Raw genomic sequence first — 16,801 nt, forward strand, 5'->3', positions numbered from 1 at the left:
TTGGTAAAGTCGATGGCAGATGTGCTGAAACATCTGCCATCTGCATATCGCCGGCTGAAACGCCGCAACCGAGCAATGTCCGGTCAGGCCGCTATCGATCGTCAGTTCGCCCGAGACAGCGCAATTGCGTCAGGACCTGCGGGAAAACGAAGCTGGCCGGATGGGTCATGGACGGCGCTCCAGATCGCTTCGGTAACATCGCCTTCGCTGGTCGTCATGGCCGGTTTGGCGAAGCCTTCGAGGATTGGCCCTGCAAAGTCCATGTAATCGTCCGGCAGCAGCTGCTCCAGCGGCAGGATGGCGTTTGTCGTGAAGCGGGTGGTCGGGGCATAGCCCGGCTCCACCAGCTTCACCCGGATGTTGAAATGACCGAGTTCATGCGCAAGCGATCCGGAGAAACCTTGGATAGCCTGCTTGCTGGCGGTGTAGGCGGCGGCGAGCGGGAAGGAGGCGAGCGTGGCGCTGGATGTGACGTTGATGATCGTGCCGGATCGGCGCTTTCGCATCTGCGGGATTATCGCCTGCGTCATTGCCATCAAACCGAAGCTGTTGGTGTCGAAGATCGTGCGGATCGCCGACATTGGCGTCGCCTCAAAAGCGCCGACCATGCCGATGCCGGCATTGTTGACCAGCACGTCGAGCGGACCTGCCGCATCGATCAGCGCCGCGATGCTTTGTTCGTCCGTCACATCCAGCGGCAGGACGCGTAACCGGTCCGTGTCGCCAACGAAGCGGTCGGGATCAGGATGCCGCATGGTCGCAACGACATTCCAGCCGCGCGAAAGGAAGAGCTCGGCGGTTGCCTTGCCATAGCCCGATGAGGTGCCGGTGATGAGGATCGTTCTGGTCATCATAATCTCCATTGTTCGATATGACCGGAGATAGACGATGTGTTCTGGATGATATATGCTCTTAACACCAAAATTTATTATTGATCGTCCGGAGAATGGATCCTCTTAGCGATATCATCGATCTTTTGCGGCCGAGCGCCGCCGTTTCGAAGCCGATTTCCGGACGAGGCCGATGGGGCGTGCGTTATCGCGCCTATGACGCCCCGGGTTTTGCCGTCGTCCTGGCCGGTGCCGCTTGGGTCATGATCGATGGCCGGGAACCGCTGCGGCTGGCGCGTGGCGATTTCCTGCTTTTGCCCTCCACGCCCGCCTTCTCGCTTTGCAGCGATACCGAAGTCGACTGTATTCCGGTCGAACCACAAGATCAGGCGGTGCGGCATGGGGAACAGCAAGGGGAACCCGATTTCGTTGCGCTGGGAGGAAGTTTCACGTTCGAGCGGGTCAATGCGGCGCTGCTGCTTTCGTTGATGCCCGAGCTGATCCATGTGCCGGCGGGTGAGGGCGGAGCATCCCGGCTGGCGCGTCTGATCGAATTGCTGGCGGAAGAATGCACGCGCGAGGATGCGGGCAAGGAACTGATCATCCGGCGCATGCTGGAGGTTTTGCTGGTTGAAGTGCTGCGTCGGCCGAATGCGGGCAACGAGGCAATTCCGGCGGGACTGGTGAAGGGAATGCGTTTGCCGGGGCTTGCCCGCGCATTGTCCGCCATGCACGCCAATATCCGCGCGAACTGGACCGTGGCCGAACTGGCCGGTATCGCCGGCATGTCGCGCTCGGCCTTCGCAGCGCGTTTTCATGAAATGCTCGGCTGCGCGCCGATTGAATATCTGGCGCGATGGCGGATGGCGCTCGCCAGGGACGCGCTGATGCGCGGGGTGAAGTCTCTCGACGATATAGCGGAGGAGATCGGTTATGAATCCGCCAGCGCATTCAGCACCGCTTTCCGCAGGAGAACGGGTGTCGCTCCGGGCAGCTTTGCCCGTGCGAACAGCGACAAACACTGACTGCGCGGATTTTCCCTAGTCGTGCCGGTCACAGCGAGGGCAGGAGCCTTTTCGGACCATCTAGAGGGAATGACGTTGATCCGTGCCGGTATAGGCGCGTTCGCTCCAGAGCAGGGCTTTGCGCAGCCGATCCGATATTGCTTCGGTTATGGCGCCCACGAACAGGATATGGTCTGCGGCATCGATGGAACCGACAAGTTCGCAGTCCATGGACAGAAGCGCATCGGCAAGTCTGGGGCTTCCTGACGGCCAGGCATCCCAGTCTCCGACGCTGAACCGGTCCGGGTGATTTGCCTTGCCCGCAAAGACATCGGCAATCTCTTCCTGTCCTCTGGCCAGTGCCGCAACGGAGAAGCGTCGGCTCGCTGCGATGAGATCGACCATGCGACTGCTGGCGTCGACGGAAATCATCAGAAGCGGCGGTTCTGCGCTGAGCGGCATGAAGGAGGTGATTGTGCGTCCAACCCGCTCTCCGGCGTGACAGGCCGCGGCCACCGCCACGGTGAAGGCGAGGCCGGCCATTGAATCCTTGAATTCACGCGGGGAGATCATCGGAGAGGCGCAAGCTTTCAGCGGAACATGCGCGTGATTGACCACGCCGCCATCGATCAGTCTGAGATTATGAGACATGACGTGCCGGGCTAACCGCCCGCTCCCGGATTTTTCGAAAAAATGGACATTTTTGCCGCAGCGCCATTCATGATGTCGGCATTGTCAGGCGGTGACTTTTTCTGGTGCACGCGCGGCCAGATGTCGGAATAGTGGCGGTTGAGGTCGAGCCAGACATGCAGCCCCGCTTCGGTATCCGGCCGGATCGCGGCGGCGGGACATTCGCCCTCGCAAATCCCGCAGTCGATACATTGATCGGGGTGAATGACGAGCATGTTCTCGCCTTCATAGAAACATTCGACCGGACAGACTTCCACGCAGTCCATGTATTTGCAGGCGATGCAGTTTTCGGTGACGACATAGGGCATTGAGACGCTCGAAGGGAGTTGCAGCCGGACGGCGGCTGTCCGGCTGCGCCTGATCCGGCCGGCCGCCCAGGGCAGCGGGACCGGCCGGATCGGTGGGGCTCAAATCAAAGGCGGGCGGCGACCGCCTGCCAGTTCACCAGATTGTCGAGGAAGTTTTCGAGATAAGCGGGGCGCTTGTTGCGGAAATCGATGTAATAGCTGTGTTCCCACACATCGCAGCCAAGAAGCGCCTTCTGCCCGAAGCAGAGCGGATTGACCCCGTTTTCGGTGCGGGTGATCTTCAGCGAACCGTCGGTATCCACCACCAGCCACGCCCAGCCCGAACCGAACTGGGAGGCGCCGGAGAGGGCGAAATTCTGCTTGAACAGCGCGACCGAGCCGAAGGACTGCGTCAGCGCATCTTCCAGCACCTTGGGGATCGCATGATTTTCCGGCCCCATGATTTCCCAGAAGAGATTGTGGTTCCAGTGCTGGGAGGCATTGTTGAAGATGCCGGATTGCGCCACCGCACCCTTCTCATAGGTGCCCCGGACGATCTCTTCGAGGCTCCTGTTTTCCCATTCGGTGCCGACGATCGCCTTGTTGAGATTATCGACATAGGCCTTGTGGTGAAGATCGTGATGGAACTTCAGCGTCTCCTCGGACATGCCCGAGGGGGCGAGCGCATCATGGGCATAGGGGAGGTCGGGAAGCTGGAAAGCCATGGGGTATCCTTTGTCAACTGTTCGCTCAAGAGCATGGAAAGAGCCTTGCGAAAACAAGGTGACAGTACTTCTAGGACCTCAACCATGGTTCAGGTCAAGAGGTTTTTTTAAGAGTGAAGGAACCGCAATCGGATGCCGGATTTGTCTCGCGATCCGCCGGAAAGCGGCACACATGGATTGCGATCTGACATCGCCGAAAGCTCGCTCGCCGCGCCATCGGCGTTCAATCTTTTTCCAAATGGTTCATGGAGCGGCCGCTCGTCGTTCGTAGTGGCCTTGACACAGTGACATCGCGGTCTAGACGGGTCAGGTGTTCATTTTGGAGTATAGACATGAAAACACTGGCAGCCGTTTCGGCTTTTGTAGGCAAGACCTTTGCCGCCTGGGTCATCCTGTTCGCCGTGCTCGGCTTCTTTTTTCCGGATACGTTCAAGCAGATTGCGCCGTGGATCGTCACGCTTCTGTCGATCATCATGTTCGGGATGGGGCTCACACTTTCGGTCGATGACTTCAGGGAAGTCGTAAAAAGGCCGTTCGATGTGACGATCGGCGTGCTCGGCCAGTTTCTCATCATGCCGCTTCTGGCGGTGCTGCTCACCCGCATCATTCCCATGCCGCCGGAAGTCGCGGCGGGCGTCATTCTGGTCGGCTGCTGCCCGGGCGGCACATCGTCCAATGTCATGACCTATCTCTCCAAGGGCGATGTCGCCTTGTCCGTCGCCTGCACCTCGGTAACCACGCTTGCCGCGCCGCTGGTGACGCCGTTCCTCGTCTGGCTGTTTGCGAGCCAGTTCCTGCCGGTTGACGGCTGGGCGATGTTCCTCAGCATCGTCAAGGTCGTTCTGATTCCGCTCGCCCTCGGCGCCGCCCTGCAGAAGCTGCTGCCCGGTCTCGTCAAGACCGCCGTTCCGGCATTGCCGCTGGTGAGCGTCATCGGCATCGTCCTCATCGTTTCGGCGGTGGTGGGAGGATCCAAGGCGTCCATCGCCCAGTCCGGGCTGATGATTTTTGCCGTCGTCGTCCTGCATAACGGGCTTGGCTATCTCCTCGGTTACCTCGCGGCAAAGGCAACGGGCCTGTCGCTTGCCAAGCGCAAGGCCATTGCGATTGAGGTCGGCATGCAGAATTCCGGCCTTGGCGCTGCACTTGCCACGGCCTATTTTTCGCCTCTCGCCGCGGTTCCGAGCGCCATTTTCAGCGTCTGGCACAATATTTCCGGTGCAATCCTGGCAAACTGGTTCTCGGGCCGGGTGGACGCAGGCTCCGTCAACAAAACCGCCTGAAGCTCCGCATCTGTCAGGCCGCCTGTAGTTCAGGCGGCCTGACCCTGCCTCAGAACGGCATGGTCTGACGTGTTACGGCCGGTGGATTAAGCCGGGCAAAGCCCTCCTGGCGCTGATACGGGAAATGCGGATAGGGAGCAGCCGTCTCGCTGGCCTCGTCCAGCTTCGCTACCTGTGCGGACGTCAGTTCCCATCCCACGGCATCGAGGTTCTGGCGAAGCTGTTCCTCATTGCGCGCGCCGATGATGACCGTGGAAACAGTCGGGCGTCTGAGCAGCCAGTTGAGGGCGACCTGCGGCACCGTCCTGCCGGTTTCTTGCGCGACAGCGTCGAGCGCATCGATCACGCGGTAGAGATGTTCATCATTAACCGGCGGGCCGAAGCTGGCGGTCTCATGCAGGCGGCTGCCTTCGGGCAGCGCCGTGCCGCGGCGGATTTTTCCGGTCAACCGCCCCCAGCCAAGCGGGCTCCAGACCATTGCGCCAAGACCCTGATCCGTGCCGAGCGGCATCAGATCCCACTCGTAATCACGGCCGATCAGGGAATAATAGACCTGATTGACCACATAACGCGGCCAGCCATAACGGTCCGCGACGGCAAGCGATTTCATGATCTGCCAGCCGGAAAAATTCGAGACGCCGGTATATCGCACCTTGCCGGAGCGGACGAGTGTATCGAGCGTCGCCAGCACTTCCTCAACCGGTGTGAAGGCATCGAAGGCATGGAGTTGCAGGATGTCGATATAGTCGGTCTTTAGGCGGCGCAGGGCGTCATCCACCGCGCGCAGCAGACGGAAGCGGGACGAGCCGGCTTCGTTCGGCCCGTCGCCCATCGGCAGGCTGGTCTTGGTCGAGATCAGAACGCTGTCGCGCCTTCCCTTGACGGCTTCGCCGAGCACTTCCTCCGATGCGCCATTGGAATAGACATCGGCGGTATCGAACAGGTTGACGCCGGCTTCCAGACAAATATCGATCAGGCGCCGGGCTTCCGTGGCGTCTGAATTGCCCCAGTTGCTGAATAGCGGGCCGGAGCCGCCGAAGGTTCCGGTGCCGAAACTCAAGACCGGCACTTTCAGGCCGGATTGGCCGAGATGACGATATTCCATGGGGCGTTCCTTTGTTGCTTCGAAATGGTCACGGCTCGGGCTCTGGCGCGCCGCACTCTGTCCATCCCGTCATGATCTGGCAGATGAAGATTGCGATGCGTTTCAATCGCCGTCTGAAGATAGACGCTCGCTCTTCAATGAAATAGAATGCCGAAAATACTATCACTTGTGAGATGAAGTCATCATGGCGCGACTGGAGATCAACCGGGCAGGGGAGATGGAAATCTTCGTGCGGGTCGTCGAACTCGGCGGTTTTTCCCGCGCGGCCGCGGCGGCGAACATGACGCCTTCTGCAGTGAGCAAGCTGATCGCACGGCTGGAAAGCCGCCTGGGCGCGCGCCTGCTCAACCGTTCCACCCGGCAGCTTCAGATAACGCCGGAGGGCTGCGCCTTCTATGAAAGGGCCACCCGCATCCTCGCCGATCTCGAAGAGGCCGAACGCGCCGTGGGTGAGGGCGAGCAGCCTGTCGGCCGCGTGCGGATCAACACCAGCGCTTCTTATGCAACGCATATTCTTGCGCCCATCCTGCCACGGTTTCTGGCGCTTCATCCGGGCATCACGCTCGATATCGTCCAGACGGATGTCGTGGTTGACCTCCTTGCGGAACGCATGGATGTGGCGGTGCGCGCCGGGCCGCTTAAAAGCTCAACTCTCGTTGCCCGGAAACTCGGTGAGACAGGGATGATCATCGCCGCCGCCCCGGCTTATCTGGAGCGTTGCGGCGTGCCGCAAACCATGGCCGATCTGGAAGATCACAATCGGCTCGGATTTGGTTACGCGCGGTCAGTCGACGGGTGGCCGTTGCGGGACGCCGGAAAAACCGTTGTCATTCCGGCGACGGGGCGCGTGCAGGTAAGCGACGGCGAGGGCCTTCGCCGTCTTGCCCTTGCCGGTGTCGGGCTGGTCCGCCTTGCCGCCTTCACCGTGCGGGAGGATATCGCCGCCGGCCGGCTTGTCTCTGTGCTCGATCACCTCGATACGGGTGAGACGGAGATGTTTCATGCCGTTTATGTCGGCCAGCGCGGGCCGCTTCCCGCCCGCATCCGGGCCCTGCTCGATTTTCTCGGCGAGCACGGGCGAGTGAAATGACCTTCCGATGGCATCGGAAGTCGCGGCGGGATGAAGACGGCAGGCGGCTGGAAAAAAGTAGGTCCGGCTGACCGGACGCCTATGGTCTCGGACCGGACAGCGTGAAGGCGCCAACCGATTTCAGCACAATGTGCGTATCGCCGGCAAGTGTGCTCGGTATCGCGCCGCAAAGGCTGCCCGTCGTTACGACATTGCCCGCCTTGAGCATCTCGCCGGTGTTGAATGCCGCATTGGCAAAGGCGACCAGCGGCGCGAGCGGATCGCCATTCGGATGTTTTACCCCGGCGTCGAACAGCGACACCGACCCCTCGGTGACGGTGAGCTGCGGCAGGTTCTCGCCATTTCCGGCAAAGACGTCCACGATGTCCTTATCGACTTCCGGGCCGATGACGAAGCCGTGGTTGGCGAGGCGATCCGCGAGAAAAAGCGGAAACGGCACCTGATTTTTCTCCGCCAGCCTGTAGCGGAGAAGTTCAGCGCCAAGGTGGACCTTGTCGATAAATCCTATCAGGTCGGTCCTCGTCAGCGGCCCCGCCGTCGCCGCAGGAATATCCGCCGAAAGCGTAAAGCAGATCTCGACCTCGATACCTTCTGTGCCGTCATGGGGAAAAGAAGCGGCATTGGCTTCATCGACCCGCACACAATCGAACATGGGCGCCCCGACGGCCTCGCCATCCGGGCGGATAGCCAGTTTCCAGCCGGCAACCGGTTCTGCCCAGCTCTCAGCAAAAGCCCGCTGGACCGCCATAGCCTCTCCAAGCGTAGCAGGAATGAGACCCTCCGCCTGCACCGCCGCCAGAAAAATCTTCGCCCCCTCGCGGCTCGCTGTGATGAAGCTTTTCGCCAGTTTCTCGATTGCGGCCATTGCGTCCATGATCTCCGTTGTTCGCGAACGCCAAAATGTTGTCACGATTTGACGTTCACTGCCAAGGCCATCAATGCAAGGCTGGCTGGATCAACGCCCTCGTAGCGCCCTGCACAGGACATGATCGGGCGGCGAGGATGTTCTGCCTGATCCTGTCTAGATTAAGCGACGTCGGCTTCGAACTGTATGCTGTGAAGCCGCTTGTAAAGGCCATCCGTTGCGAGCAGTTCACGACGGCTTCCCTGCTCCACGACCTCGCCATTATCCATCACCACAATCTTGTCTGCACGGTTGATCGTGGAAAGTCTGTGCGCGATGACGATCGATGTCTTGTTCAATGTCAGACGTTCCAGGGCGTCGCGGACAAGAGCCTCGGATTCCGAATCCAGTGCGCTCGTCGCTTCATCGAGGATTAATATGTCTGCGTCACGCAGCATTGCACGGGCAATCGCGACACGTTGTCTCTGGCCGCCCGACAGGCCCGAACCGTTTTCGCCAAGCTTCGTGTCGTAGCCGTCCGGCATTTTCATGATGAAGTCATGTGCATTCGCAGCCTTGGCAGCCGCGATAATCTCTTCGTCGGTTGCATTGTCCCGGCCGACAGAAATATTGTGCTTAACGGTTCCCGAGAACAGGAACGTTTCCTGACCGACATAGGATACATGTTCACGCAGGCTGGCGAAGGAAACGTCGCGCAAATCCATGCCGTTGATTTCGACCGAGCCGTTTTGTGGATCGTAAAGGCGCATCATCAGATTGATGATGGTGGATTTACCGCTGCCGGAGGGGCCAACCAAGGCGGTCATTTTTCCGCCTTCGAAAAGAATGCTGACGTCCTTCAAGACCGGCTGTTCCGTAATATATTCGAAGCTGACGTTTTTCAGTTCCACATCACCACTCGCCTTGGGAAGTGGCAGAGCATCGTTCTTTTCGGTAAGCGTCAAAGGCGCATCCAGCACCTGGAACATCATGCGAACGCCAATCATGCCGCCTTCAATTTGCACGCGCATACGAGCGAGGCGTTTGGCAGGTTCGTAGGCTAAGAGCAGGGCGGTAATGAAGGCCATCAGATCGCCTGGCGAGCCGCCTTTCTCAAGTACGGTGTAACCCGAAACTGCGATGACCACGGCGATGGCAAGGCCCGAGAGTGTTTCCATGATCGGGCTTGTTGCGGCCTCAAGTTTTGCTATGCCGTTTGAGCGCAGCTCGACATCGGAAACTGCCTTGTCCATGCGTTGGCGCATAAGTTTCTCGAGTGAAAACGCCTTTATCACGCGAACGCCTATGCTCGTTTCCTGTACGACGTTGACAATCTCACCTATGGAAGCAAGCTCTGCTTCCATGATTTTACGCACGCGTTTGAGCACCAATCGAACGCTGAATATTGCTATTGGACCGATGATCATCGAGATGGCGCTCAATAGAAAATTTTGAGCGAACATTACGAAAATCAGACCTAGCAGGGAAAATAGGTCTCGAACGAATGACGTCACGATGGTGTCGATGACGTTACGTGCTGACTGGGCGTTATAGGTTACACGGACGAGCAACTCCGAGGAAGGCATGTTCTGAAAAAAGATACGCCTTGCTTGAGGAGCCTGTCATAGATTTTTCGTTGCTGCTCGGCAACAATACTGTTGCCTGCTTTGCTGAGATAATAGCTTTGGAAGAATGTCGCGATGCCCTTGACGATAAAGATGGCGGCGACCGCAAATGCGATCTCAAGGACGACGTCGAAACCGCGCTTGAGATAAACGCTATTGACGATATCGCGCATGATCCACGCGCTGAGAGATGTCGTGCCAGCAACGACAAACATGGCAGCGATAGCTACGGAATACCAACCAACGTGCTTTTTGAAATTTTCTTTAAAAAGTCGCGTAAGCAACTTCTTGTCGTCGGGCGACAAAAAGATCCTATCACTGAAACATCCTTGATTTGTTTCCTGGGTGTCTGACGGTGCTGAATTGCTGTCCAGTCAATTATCGCTCGCGCAAAACGAAATGATCACGTTTAAATTTAGTGATGGATTTCGCTTTTTTCATGTTGCCTTCGCATATCTGCGACGCCACCGATCCGGCATCCACGCCAAATAGATCGAAGATCAGAGAGTGTCAATGTCCTGCCTCCGTCGTCATTCGCGTTTCCAGCCAGTTTCCAAGAACCCCTTGGATTCATGCACCTGGCTTACATATTCAGCTACCGGGTTGATGTGAACTGTTGCCTTGGGACATCTGGATTGTTCGTGATAATCCAAGGTATGAAGTTCGATTGCCAGGTTATGGGAATCCCTTGATGCATTTAAAGTCTCCAGCTTTTCGTGAAAACCCGAAGGGCCTCTGAAACAGCCCATTCAGACGCGATCTCCAAAACTCAAAGTCAAACGCCGTTGTTCATCGCGTTGTTTCTGCAACGAGCGGTCAATATCGTCTTTTCCCGGGAAAACAGCGCAGGGATTCTACTTTAATCCTTCAACATCTGCCCTGAATTTCCTGGCGCCGATTAGCGATTGATTGATGACTTGATCCATGTCGAGGTATTGATATGTACCGCAGCGACCTATGAAAGTAATGTTTGAAAATTTATTTGATAAGTCTTTGTATTTTAGGTAAAGGCTTTGGAATCTTCCGTCTGCCGTTTTGACGGGGTAATATCTCTCCATGTCGTTTTCAAGATAATCGCATGGTTCTTCGATCGTCTTCGTCACTATTCCAGTGTGTTCGACCAGGTGTTTTGGTAGAAGGTGCCAATAAGTCTCACGGGTATAGCGGCTGTCATCAGTGAAATTCAGGACGCTGACGTCGGTTTGAACCTTTGTATTTGGCAATGCTACAGAGTGAAATTTTATCGATCGGTATGGCAACGCACCGAACCGGCAATCGAAATACTCATCGATTGCCATGCTGTTGAATACATGATCATAAAAAACCTCCATTTCCTTGGTGAAAGAGACGCCGAGAGAAACCTTGATGTTCGGGTGGCTGAATATCTGCTCAAAAATACGTGTATACCCATCTTTGGGCATCAGCTGAAAAGTTGCGTCCGGAAAATAGCGATCCTCATCATCGGTCCGAATAGGAATTCGGCGAACCACGGAATCTGACATATCCTCCAAGTCGAGGTCCCACATTTTTTTTGTATATGGTCGAAAAAAGAGATCAGTCAGGGTCAGGCCAATGTTTTTGTAGAGGTATTCCGCTGCATTGCGTGGTTTGGCAATATTTTCACTCTGCAATTTCAGGAATGCCTCGACTTCGGAACTCGTCGATAGTTGGGTGCCGAAAACGTCGTTGATCGTGCGTCTATTCACTGGTAGCGGCGTGGGGACACCAGATGGCAGGATCGCCTTTACGCGATGCTGATACGGCTCCCAATCTGTAAAAGTAGACAGCCACTTAACAACATCGTCGTTTTTGGTATGAAACAGATGTGGTCCGTAGCGATGCACACGAACACCGTTATCATCAACAAAGTCGTAAGCATTCCCTGCAATATGGCCGCGCCGATCGATAACCTGAACCTGGTGGCCACCTTCCGCAAGGATTCTTGCATACACAGCTCCTGCGAATCCCGCGCCGACGACGAGATAACTTTGCATTTCCTAACCTTTACCGCGTTAATAAGCCCGATGGCGCAATCTATTCGTTTGTGACCATTATTATCCGGACCTTATTTGATCGCCGCGGATACCGTAATCTCGATAAATGTCATGGATCATTTCTTGATAGCGTGAAGCGAACCTCAAGGGCGTGAAGTATTTCTCATAAGCATGATCAAGTGTATCGACCAACCGCTTGGTCGTCTCAAGGTTGTCGTCCAATACGTTAGAAATCTGACGTTTGAGATCGTCAATCGAACCGTCGAAGAGCGCGATGGCATTTTTCGACATTTTCGCCACTGACTTGTTACCGCCAGTCGCCGACGCTACCACCAGCGTCCTCATGCCAATCGCCTCAATCAGCACGAGATCGAAGTAGGTCATTCGATTCGGCAGAACGAAGACGTCGGAAGCCGCCAGGACGTCTCCTGGATAACTGTACCAACCAAGTTCAATCCAGCGCGGATCTTGCGGCGCTTCGATTAAAGGGTTGGGAGCGCCCGCTACCAGGATTGTGACGTCCTCTCTCTCGGCGAGCAATTTCGTCGCCGCCGCGCGAAACACGTCATAACCTTTGACTTCATTGTGGCGACCCATGAAGGAAACCACTTTTCGACCTGACAAACCGAACTTCGCCTTCGCTTGATCGGTGGACACAGATTGACGTGGCAAGCAAGCACCAGTTTCGACATAGCGAATGTCCTTCCCACACATCCAAGCGTCGAATTTCGGGATTGTCGCAAAGTAAGGCTCCATCGCTTCGCGGCTAGGAAACATCCAGATGTCGGCAGCTTGGAATGCGAGTGCCTCGATAAAGCGTACTGCGCGCTCGAACCGATCACACAGGCCTGGGTCGATACTCGGAACCCGATATTGATCGGCCATCTCTTTTCCGTTGGATTCCGGCGTGTGGCTTGTCAGGATCACGGGAATCCCCGTAATGCCGTGCCGCTTGAACGTGCGGATAACCTTATAGGCGAGCGGGCTCGTGTGAAGGTGGACGCTAGCAGGGCGATGGCGCATTAGACGGTCGAATTCAGCCTCTGACAATTCGAAGTTTCCAATTTCTTCGAAGTATCGAATGTGGCTGACCAACTCCTGTTGCGAGGGTTCGCGGCGTGGACCCTGTGGTGGGAAGTGAGACTCTGGATAGCAGTCAATCCAGATATCGAATTCGGGATTAGGCGGCAGTTGGTCCAAGCCGACCCGAAGATGCGCGAGATATCCGGGAGGGCCGCCAAACCGCCTGTCGATGAAATAATCCCAAAAAATTGAATGAAGCAGTCGCATCGTACTTACCTTAGAGTTCTGGAAGCGCCAGAAGGACGGTTTCGTAGATTGGATCGAAAGGGTTTTGATGTTGCGCAATAAAGCGGTATCCGAGGTCGCGCTCCTCTAGGAATGGTTTGATTTCGAACATGTCCTCGGGGCGATGATAAACCGAAATCGATAATATAGGTCGGTGCTTTTCGATCGTGCGCATTGCGCCACGGATGGCGCGTTGTTCAAACCCTTCTATATCGAACTTGATGAAACGTGGAGACACCTGTTCGGACTCGACTATATCGTCAATACTTCTTACACGCACTGTGTTCTGATCCGGAGGCATCATGCTGAATGTTTGGGGATCGAATTCGACAGCGGTAGTGACGGCGCTTTTTCCGCGAAAGATCAACTCCCCCTCACATTCATCCACGCCAGCAAGGATCGGCGTCACGTTGGTGACGCCGTTCAGCGACAGGATATTCATCATGTTTCGAATATTGTCGGGGTTTGGGTCGATCGAAAGGATCTTTCTGAACGCATATTTACGCGCCAGAACCACTGCGGTGTCGCCGATGAACGCACCACAATCGAGTGCGTCGTATCCCGCCATGTAGTCGAGATATTTCCGCTCGAGAGTGCGAAGTCCATGATGGTAATAGAAGACCGGGATTTCCATCGTCTGGCCGCTGGGCATCGCGAAATCCGAGGTATTCTCGGCGAAGTGGCGCAGAATTTTCTTTTGCTCTACGAGATCGGCAGGGCTGTATACGTAATCTCGCCGCAACAGGGCGCCGGCATCCGCGGATGTTCGCGCGAAAGGGATTTTAAAGACGGCGGTCTCCCACAGCCAGCGAAGCACGGCCACGCTCTCGGTATCGAGACCCGCGGTCAGTCTTTCCATCTTCTGGGGCACGACGTCTTTGTTGCTGAAGTAATATTCTTTGAATTTGTCCGCCCATATCCAGCTGTTGCCGTGGAAGAAGAGGGGGATGTCTGATGGTATCCAGGTCGGGTGCCAAGCGTGCATTCCATCGTTTCGCGGCATCAGTTGGCGGTTGGATTCGATATATTCTTCCAGCCGGTTGGCGCTATTCAACAGCCACTTTTCGATGGTTGCCAGGTTGGAAAGGGACGTGGTCAGATCGTTGGAGTTGGATTCGAGGATGTGCTTCGCATGCTCACCTGTTTTTAGGATTTGCTCGGAAAGAGATCTTGTCAGATTGCTTGAACTCGCTTCAAGGACCTGCTTGGCGTACTCGCCCGTTTTGAGGATTTGACCGGAGAGCGACTCGGCCAGATTGTTCGAAATGGATTCAAGAGATTGTTTGGCCTGTTCACCCGCCCCCGATTTTTTTCGGAGAGGGACTTTGTAAGAGTGATGGAGTTGGATTCTAAAAGACGCTCAGCTCGCTCGCTCAGATCAAGAATCTGCAGGTGCCGCTGTGCCAGGGATTGATCTAGAGCTTTCAGATCGGCGTATAGGTTGGCGGTAGCGGCGGGCAGCTTACGAAGGGCTCTAATGTCAGCTACGACTGCAGAAATACCCCGACGTTTTGCCCTAGGCGGGGAAGGCGGAGGTATGGCGGCGTCAGGTGGATGAGCTTCCGCAGATTTATCTGCAGCCGCGACGAGATCGACGATTGCATGGTCCGACGTTAGCGCAAACAGTTTCTGCGTCAGCTTTCCAACAGGAAGTAGACCTCCGAAACATATCTTGCGAACACTTGCCGCATCAGGCCGGCCCTCTGTCGCAATCATTTGCCCGCACTCAAGCGTAACTACATTCTGTAGCGGCTGGAAGGTCCGACGGAACTCGAAGACATGCGGGCCCTTCTCCGCCTGCTCTCCCTGCGTCTGGATAGGATCACAAATCAGGGCAAGCCGTAATGAGATAGGCGCTGGCGTATCCAAATCGACCGACAGCGCCAAATTTGCCAAATCGAGATTTACGGGTGGATCGAATTTTAATTCTACATCGACCCAATGTTCACCGCCTTGTAGTTCACGCCCTTCGAAGGTTTCGGTCCGCAACGCTTTCGCAATCAGCGCGTCCGTTGTCGCTCCCAAAATTTCCTGTGTATGGCGATGCTCGACGAAAATATCGCCATGGAGATATATTTCGTCGACGTCAAACTGTGAAAGTATTTTGCGGGCGCGAGAGAAAAATGCCTCTCCGGCGGGTGTGTTTTCTGATATTTGGCCGAGTTTTTCATAAACAAGTCGTAGTGCGGTCTTTGCCTTCGCGGCGCGCGCGTCCCTCTCGGGGAGAAATTGGTCAAAAATTAGAAAATTTTCCTCGATCGTGTCGAGCACTCCCAATGTGCGGGTGGACTGCTCTGAGGAAAGTTGGCCACGTCGGTTGCGGCGATGTTTGTAAAACGGAATTGGCAAATATATCGCGCGACTGGAATTAAATCCGTAACGGTAGTGAAAGCGGTGATCTTCGGCGAGACGGTTTTCTGGGAAATCAACGCCAAGTTCTGCAATTTTTGCGCGCCGACGCAGACCCAGCCAAGCTGATGGGTACATGTCGGTCAAAATTGTAGGGTGCTTTGCGAGATCAATCACGCCATCAGTGGCGAGTTTTCGAGCTGCGAGAGAATGAAAGGGATGTTCCATACCAAGGTATCGCGACGCTTCCGTGTCATACCCTTCAACAGCTCCGAAAGCATAGTCAGCGTCCTGCGCTTCTATCGCAGAAACGAGAGACTCAATCATGTCATGTGCAATCCAGTCGTCGCTGTCTACAAAGAGGACGTATTCGCCGGTCGCGTGTCTCAAACCTTCATTTCGGCTTCCGCCGAGGCCGGAATCTGTTTCTTGGTGAATGTGACGGATACGGCTATCGCGCAACATCGCGCGCTTTATTATTGTCGCACTATTGTCGGTTGAGCATGAATTTACGCAAATAATCTCTAGATTTTCATAACTCTGCAATTCTATAGAAGAAATGCATTGATCTAGATATAATTCCATATTGTGCACGGGTACAATTACAGAAACGGCTTTTTTCATAAATAATCCGAAAGTAGTTTTTATTATATCTAATTATATGTGCGAAAATAATATTCCGATTTTAGTGGATACGGCAATTTATTTTAGATTTCAATATATTTGTGCAATGTTTCTGCAATTTTTATATATTCTAAATTTAAGATCATGTTTTATATAAAATTATAATAATATAATATTTTAGATTTTTCATTTGTTACTTTGTGGTTTCCTTACGCTTCACGGGGGTGTGGCGATAAATTTTTTATGGTATCTTTTGTTAAGCGGAAAATATCTGCCTTGATTCAAGGCAAAGGATAAAGGAACAATTTATTCGGGTGAGATTTCGGGCGGCGGGTCATTGCCTTTCTACTTAAATGCGAGTAATCCAGCGTCATTTTTTGGGGATTTAAATGATCGAAGATCCACGTCACAGAAATAGAAAATTCGATGGCTCTGACATGGCGAGCTTCGCTAGGGACTATGTTGGAGCGTTCAGTCAGGCGATGGAATCACTGGATTTCGCCGCGCTTGAGCGGGCTGCCGAGGTTGTTTTTTCCGCTGGACGCGATGGCAAGAGGATATATGTCGTTGGCAACGGTGGATCGGCGGCAATCGCGGACCATCTTTGCTGTGATTGGACGAAGGGGACATCCTGCTCAGGTCACTCGACGATCAAAACGCATTCACTGAGTTCAAACGTTGCGCTTTATTCTGCGATCGCAAATGACTACGGCTTCGAAAACGTGTTCTCAACGCAGGTCGATTTTTTTGGCGAGGCTGGTGATGTCTTGATTGCCATCTCTTCTTCCGGAAATAGCGAAAATATTCTTGCGGCTGTGAGGCAAGCTCAGGGCAAGGGTATGTCCGTGATTGGCCTGTCGGGCTTTAGCGGAGGAAAACTTAAGGCCGCGTGCGATATTTCATTGTATGCCGCTGCGGACAATTACGGTGTTGTCGAAGACTGCCATCAGGCTATGATGCATATAATTGCTCAGTTCATTGCAAACCGACGAGACGAAACGAAACCTGTCTAGCCCCAGTCCGTCGGGCGCACAAATGACGAT

At 54.9% G+C, this 16,801-nt stretch carries 14 protein-coding genes and 1 pseudogene; 4 read left to right on the plus strand and 11 right to left on the minus strand.

The genetic code is table 11. The annotated features are described in order from the left end of the window. Positions 1–101: 101 nt before the first annotated feature. Positions 102–851, minus strand: a complete 750-nt coding sequence (locus O3W47_RS09730; protein ID WP_174058781.1) for an SDR family oxidoreductase — start codon at positions 849–851, stop codon at positions 102–104. Between the two features lie 95 nt (positions 852–946). On the opposite strand from O3W47_RS09730, the gene O3W47_RS09735 reads away from it, so the two are divergent. Then, positions 947–1,855 carry an AraC family transcriptional regulator gene (locus O3W47_RS09735; RefSeq protein WP_269313575.1) on the plus strand — a complete coding sequence of 303 codons (909 nt, stop codon included), beginning with the start codon at positions 947–949 and terminating at the stop codon, positions 1,853–1,855. Between the two features lie 60 nt (positions 1,856–1,915). Here the strand turns inward: O3W47_RS09735 and O3W47_RS09740 are convergent, their stop codons facing one another. The 3 genes from O3W47_RS09740 to O3W47_RS09750 all read right to left on the minus strand — a co-directional run bounded on the left by O3W47_RS09740 (position 1,916) and on the right by O3W47_RS09750 (position 3,536). After that, positions 1,916–2,485, minus strand: coding sequence for a flavin reductase family protein (locus tag O3W47_RS09740; protein WP_269313576.1), 570 nt, complete (start codon positions 2,483–2,485; stop codon positions 1,916–1,918). Between the two features lie 11 nt (positions 2,486–2,496). After that, on the minus strand, positions 2,497–2,832 hold the full coding sequence (gene fdxA / locus O3W47_RS09745) for a ferredoxin FdxA (RefSeq protein WP_080819016.1): 336 nt from the start codon (positions 2,830–2,832) through the stop codon (positions 2,497–2,499). A 104-nt stretch (positions 2,833–2,936) separates the two neighbouring features. Continuing rightward, complete coding sequence (locus O3W47_RS09750) at positions 2,937–3,536, minus strand: superoxide dismutase (RefSeq protein ID WP_065655312.1); 600 nt, start codon at positions 3,534–3,536, stop codon at positions 2,937–2,939. A 332-nt stretch (positions 3,537–3,868) separates the two neighbouring features. Between O3W47_RS09750 and O3W47_RS09755 the strand changes: the two genes are divergently transcribed. Continuing rightward, positions 3,869–4,819 carry a bile acid:sodium symporter family protein gene (locus O3W47_RS09755; RefSeq protein WP_269313577.1) on the plus strand — a complete coding sequence of 317 codons (951 nt, stop codon included), beginning with the start codon at positions 3,869–3,871 and terminating at the stop codon, positions 4,817–4,819. A gap of 49 nt (positions 4,820–4,868) precedes the next feature. Here O3W47_RS09755 and O3W47_RS09760 read toward each other — a convergent pair whose 3' ends face one another. Next, the gene (locus tag O3W47_RS09760) at positions 4,869–5,924 is read right to left on the minus strand and encodes an aldo/keto reductase (protein ID WP_269313578.1); all 1,056 of its coding nucleotides are present in this window, start codon (positions 5,922–5,924) and stop codon (positions 4,869–4,871) included. A gap of 184 nt (positions 5,925–6,108) precedes the next feature. Between O3W47_RS09760 and O3W47_RS09765 the strand changes: the two genes are divergently transcribed. Continuing rightward, on the plus strand, positions 6,109–7,014 hold the full coding sequence (locus O3W47_RS09765; protein ID WP_269313579.1) for a LysR family transcriptional regulator: 906 nt from the start codon (positions 6,109–6,111) through the stop codon (positions 7,012–7,014). A 79-nt stretch (positions 7,015–7,093) separates the two neighbouring features. Here O3W47_RS09765 and O3W47_RS09770 read toward each other — a convergent pair whose 3' ends face one another. The 6 genes and pseudogenes from O3W47_RS09770 to O3W47_RS09795 form a co-directional block, all read right to left on the minus strand. Next, positions 7,094–7,879 (minus strand): 2-keto-4-pentenoate hydratase, encoded by a 786-nt coding sequence (locus O3W47_RS09770; protein WP_269313728.1) that lies wholly within the window; start codon positions 7,877–7,879, stop codon positions 7,094–7,096. Between the two features lie 161 nt (positions 7,880–8,040). Continuing rightward, positions 8,041–9,656: pseudogene (locus O3W47_RS09775) on the minus strand (ABC transporter ATP-binding protein). Between the two features lie 681 nt (positions 9,657–10,337). Next, positions 10,338–11,477 (minus strand): UDP-galactopyranose mutase, encoded by a 1,140-nt coding sequence (locus O3W47_RS09780; protein ID WP_269313580.1) that lies wholly within the window; start codon positions 11,475–11,477, stop codon positions 10,338–10,340. Positions 11,478–11,537: 60 nt separating this feature from the next. Next, positions 11,538–12,767, minus strand: coding sequence for a glycosyltransferase family 4 protein (locus tag O3W47_RS09785; RefSeq protein WP_269313581.1), 1,230 nt, complete (start codon positions 12,765–12,767; stop codon positions 11,538–11,540). A gap of 10 nt (positions 12,768–12,777) precedes the next feature. Beyond that, the gene (locus O3W47_RS09790; protein ID WP_269313582.1) at positions 12,778–13,839 is read right to left on the minus strand and encodes an FkbM family methyltransferase; all 1,062 of its coding nucleotides are present in this window, start codon (positions 13,837–13,839) and stop codon (positions 12,778–12,780) included. Positions 13,840–13,958: 119 nt separating this feature from the next. Further along, on the minus strand, positions 13,959–15,758 hold the full coding sequence (locus O3W47_RS09795; RefSeq protein ID WP_269313583.1) for a glycosyltransferase family 2 protein: 1,800 nt from the start codon (positions 15,756–15,758) through the stop codon (positions 13,959–13,961). Positions 15,759–16,147: 389 nt separating this feature from the next. Here O3W47_RS09795 and O3W47_RS09800 point away from each other — a divergent pair, with 389 nt between their 5' ends. Next, a complete protein-coding gene (locus O3W47_RS09800) occupies positions 16,148–16,771 on the plus strand; it encodes an SIS domain-containing protein (protein ID WP_269313584.1) in 624 nt (207 codons plus the stop codon). Positions 16,772–16,801: the final 30 nt, after the last annotated feature.

The sequence above is a fragment of the Agrobacterium sp. LMR679 genome (assembly GCF_027157905.1).
Lineage (GTDB): Bacteria > Pseudomonadota > Alphaproteobacteria > Rhizobiales > Rhizobiaceae > Agrobacterium > Agrobacterium leguminum.

Coding starts and splice junctions, on each gene's coding strand:
- O3W47_RS09730 (WP_174058781.1), bottom strand. CDS start 851: ATGACCAGAACGATCCTCATCACCGGCACCTCATCGGGCTATGGCAAG.
- O3W47_RS09735 (WP_269313575.1), top strand. CDS start 947: ATGGATCCTCTTAGCGATATCATCGATCTTTTGCGGCCGAGCGCCGCC.
- O3W47_RS09740 (WP_269313576.1), bottom strand. CDS start 2,485: ATGTCTCATAATCTCAGACTGATCGATGGCGGCGTGGTCAATCACGCG.
- fdxA (WP_080819016.1), bottom strand. CDS start 2,832: ATGCCCTATGTCGTCACCGAAAACTGCATCGCCTGCAAATACATGGAC.
- O3W47_RS09750 (WP_065655312.1), bottom strand. CDS start 3,536: ATGGCTTTCCAGCTTCCCGACCTCCCCTATGCCCATGATGCGCTCGCC.
- O3W47_RS09755 (WP_269313577.1), top strand. CDS start 3,869: ATGAAAACACTGGCAGCCGTTTCGGCTTTTGTAGGCAAGACCTTTGCC.
- O3W47_RS09760 (WP_269313578.1), bottom strand. CDS start 5,924: ATGGAATATCGTCATCTCGGCCAATCCGGCCTGAAAGTGCCGGTCTTG.
- O3W47_RS09765 (WP_269313579.1), top strand. CDS start 6,109: ATGGCGCGACTGGAGATCAACCGGGCAGGGGAGATGGAAATCTTCGTG.
- O3W47_RS09770 (WP_269313728.1), bottom strand. CDS start 7,879: ATGGCCGCAATCGAGAAACTGGCGAAAAGCTTCATCACAGCGAGCCGC.
- O3W47_RS09780 (WP_269313580.1), bottom strand. CDS start 11,477: ATGCAAAGTTATCTCGTCGTCGGCGCGGGATTCGCAGGAGCTGTGTAT.
- O3W47_RS09785 (WP_269313581.1), bottom strand. CDS start 12,767: ATGCGACTGCTTCATTCAATTTTTTGGGATTATTTCATCGACAGGCGG.
- O3W47_RS09795 (WP_269313583.1), bottom strand. CDS start 15,758: ATGAAAAAAGCCGTTTCTGTAATTGTACCCGTGCACAATATGGAATTA.
- O3W47_RS09800 (WP_269313584.1), top strand. CDS start 16,148: ATGATCGAAGATCCACGTCACAGAAATAGAAAATTCGATGGCTCTGAC.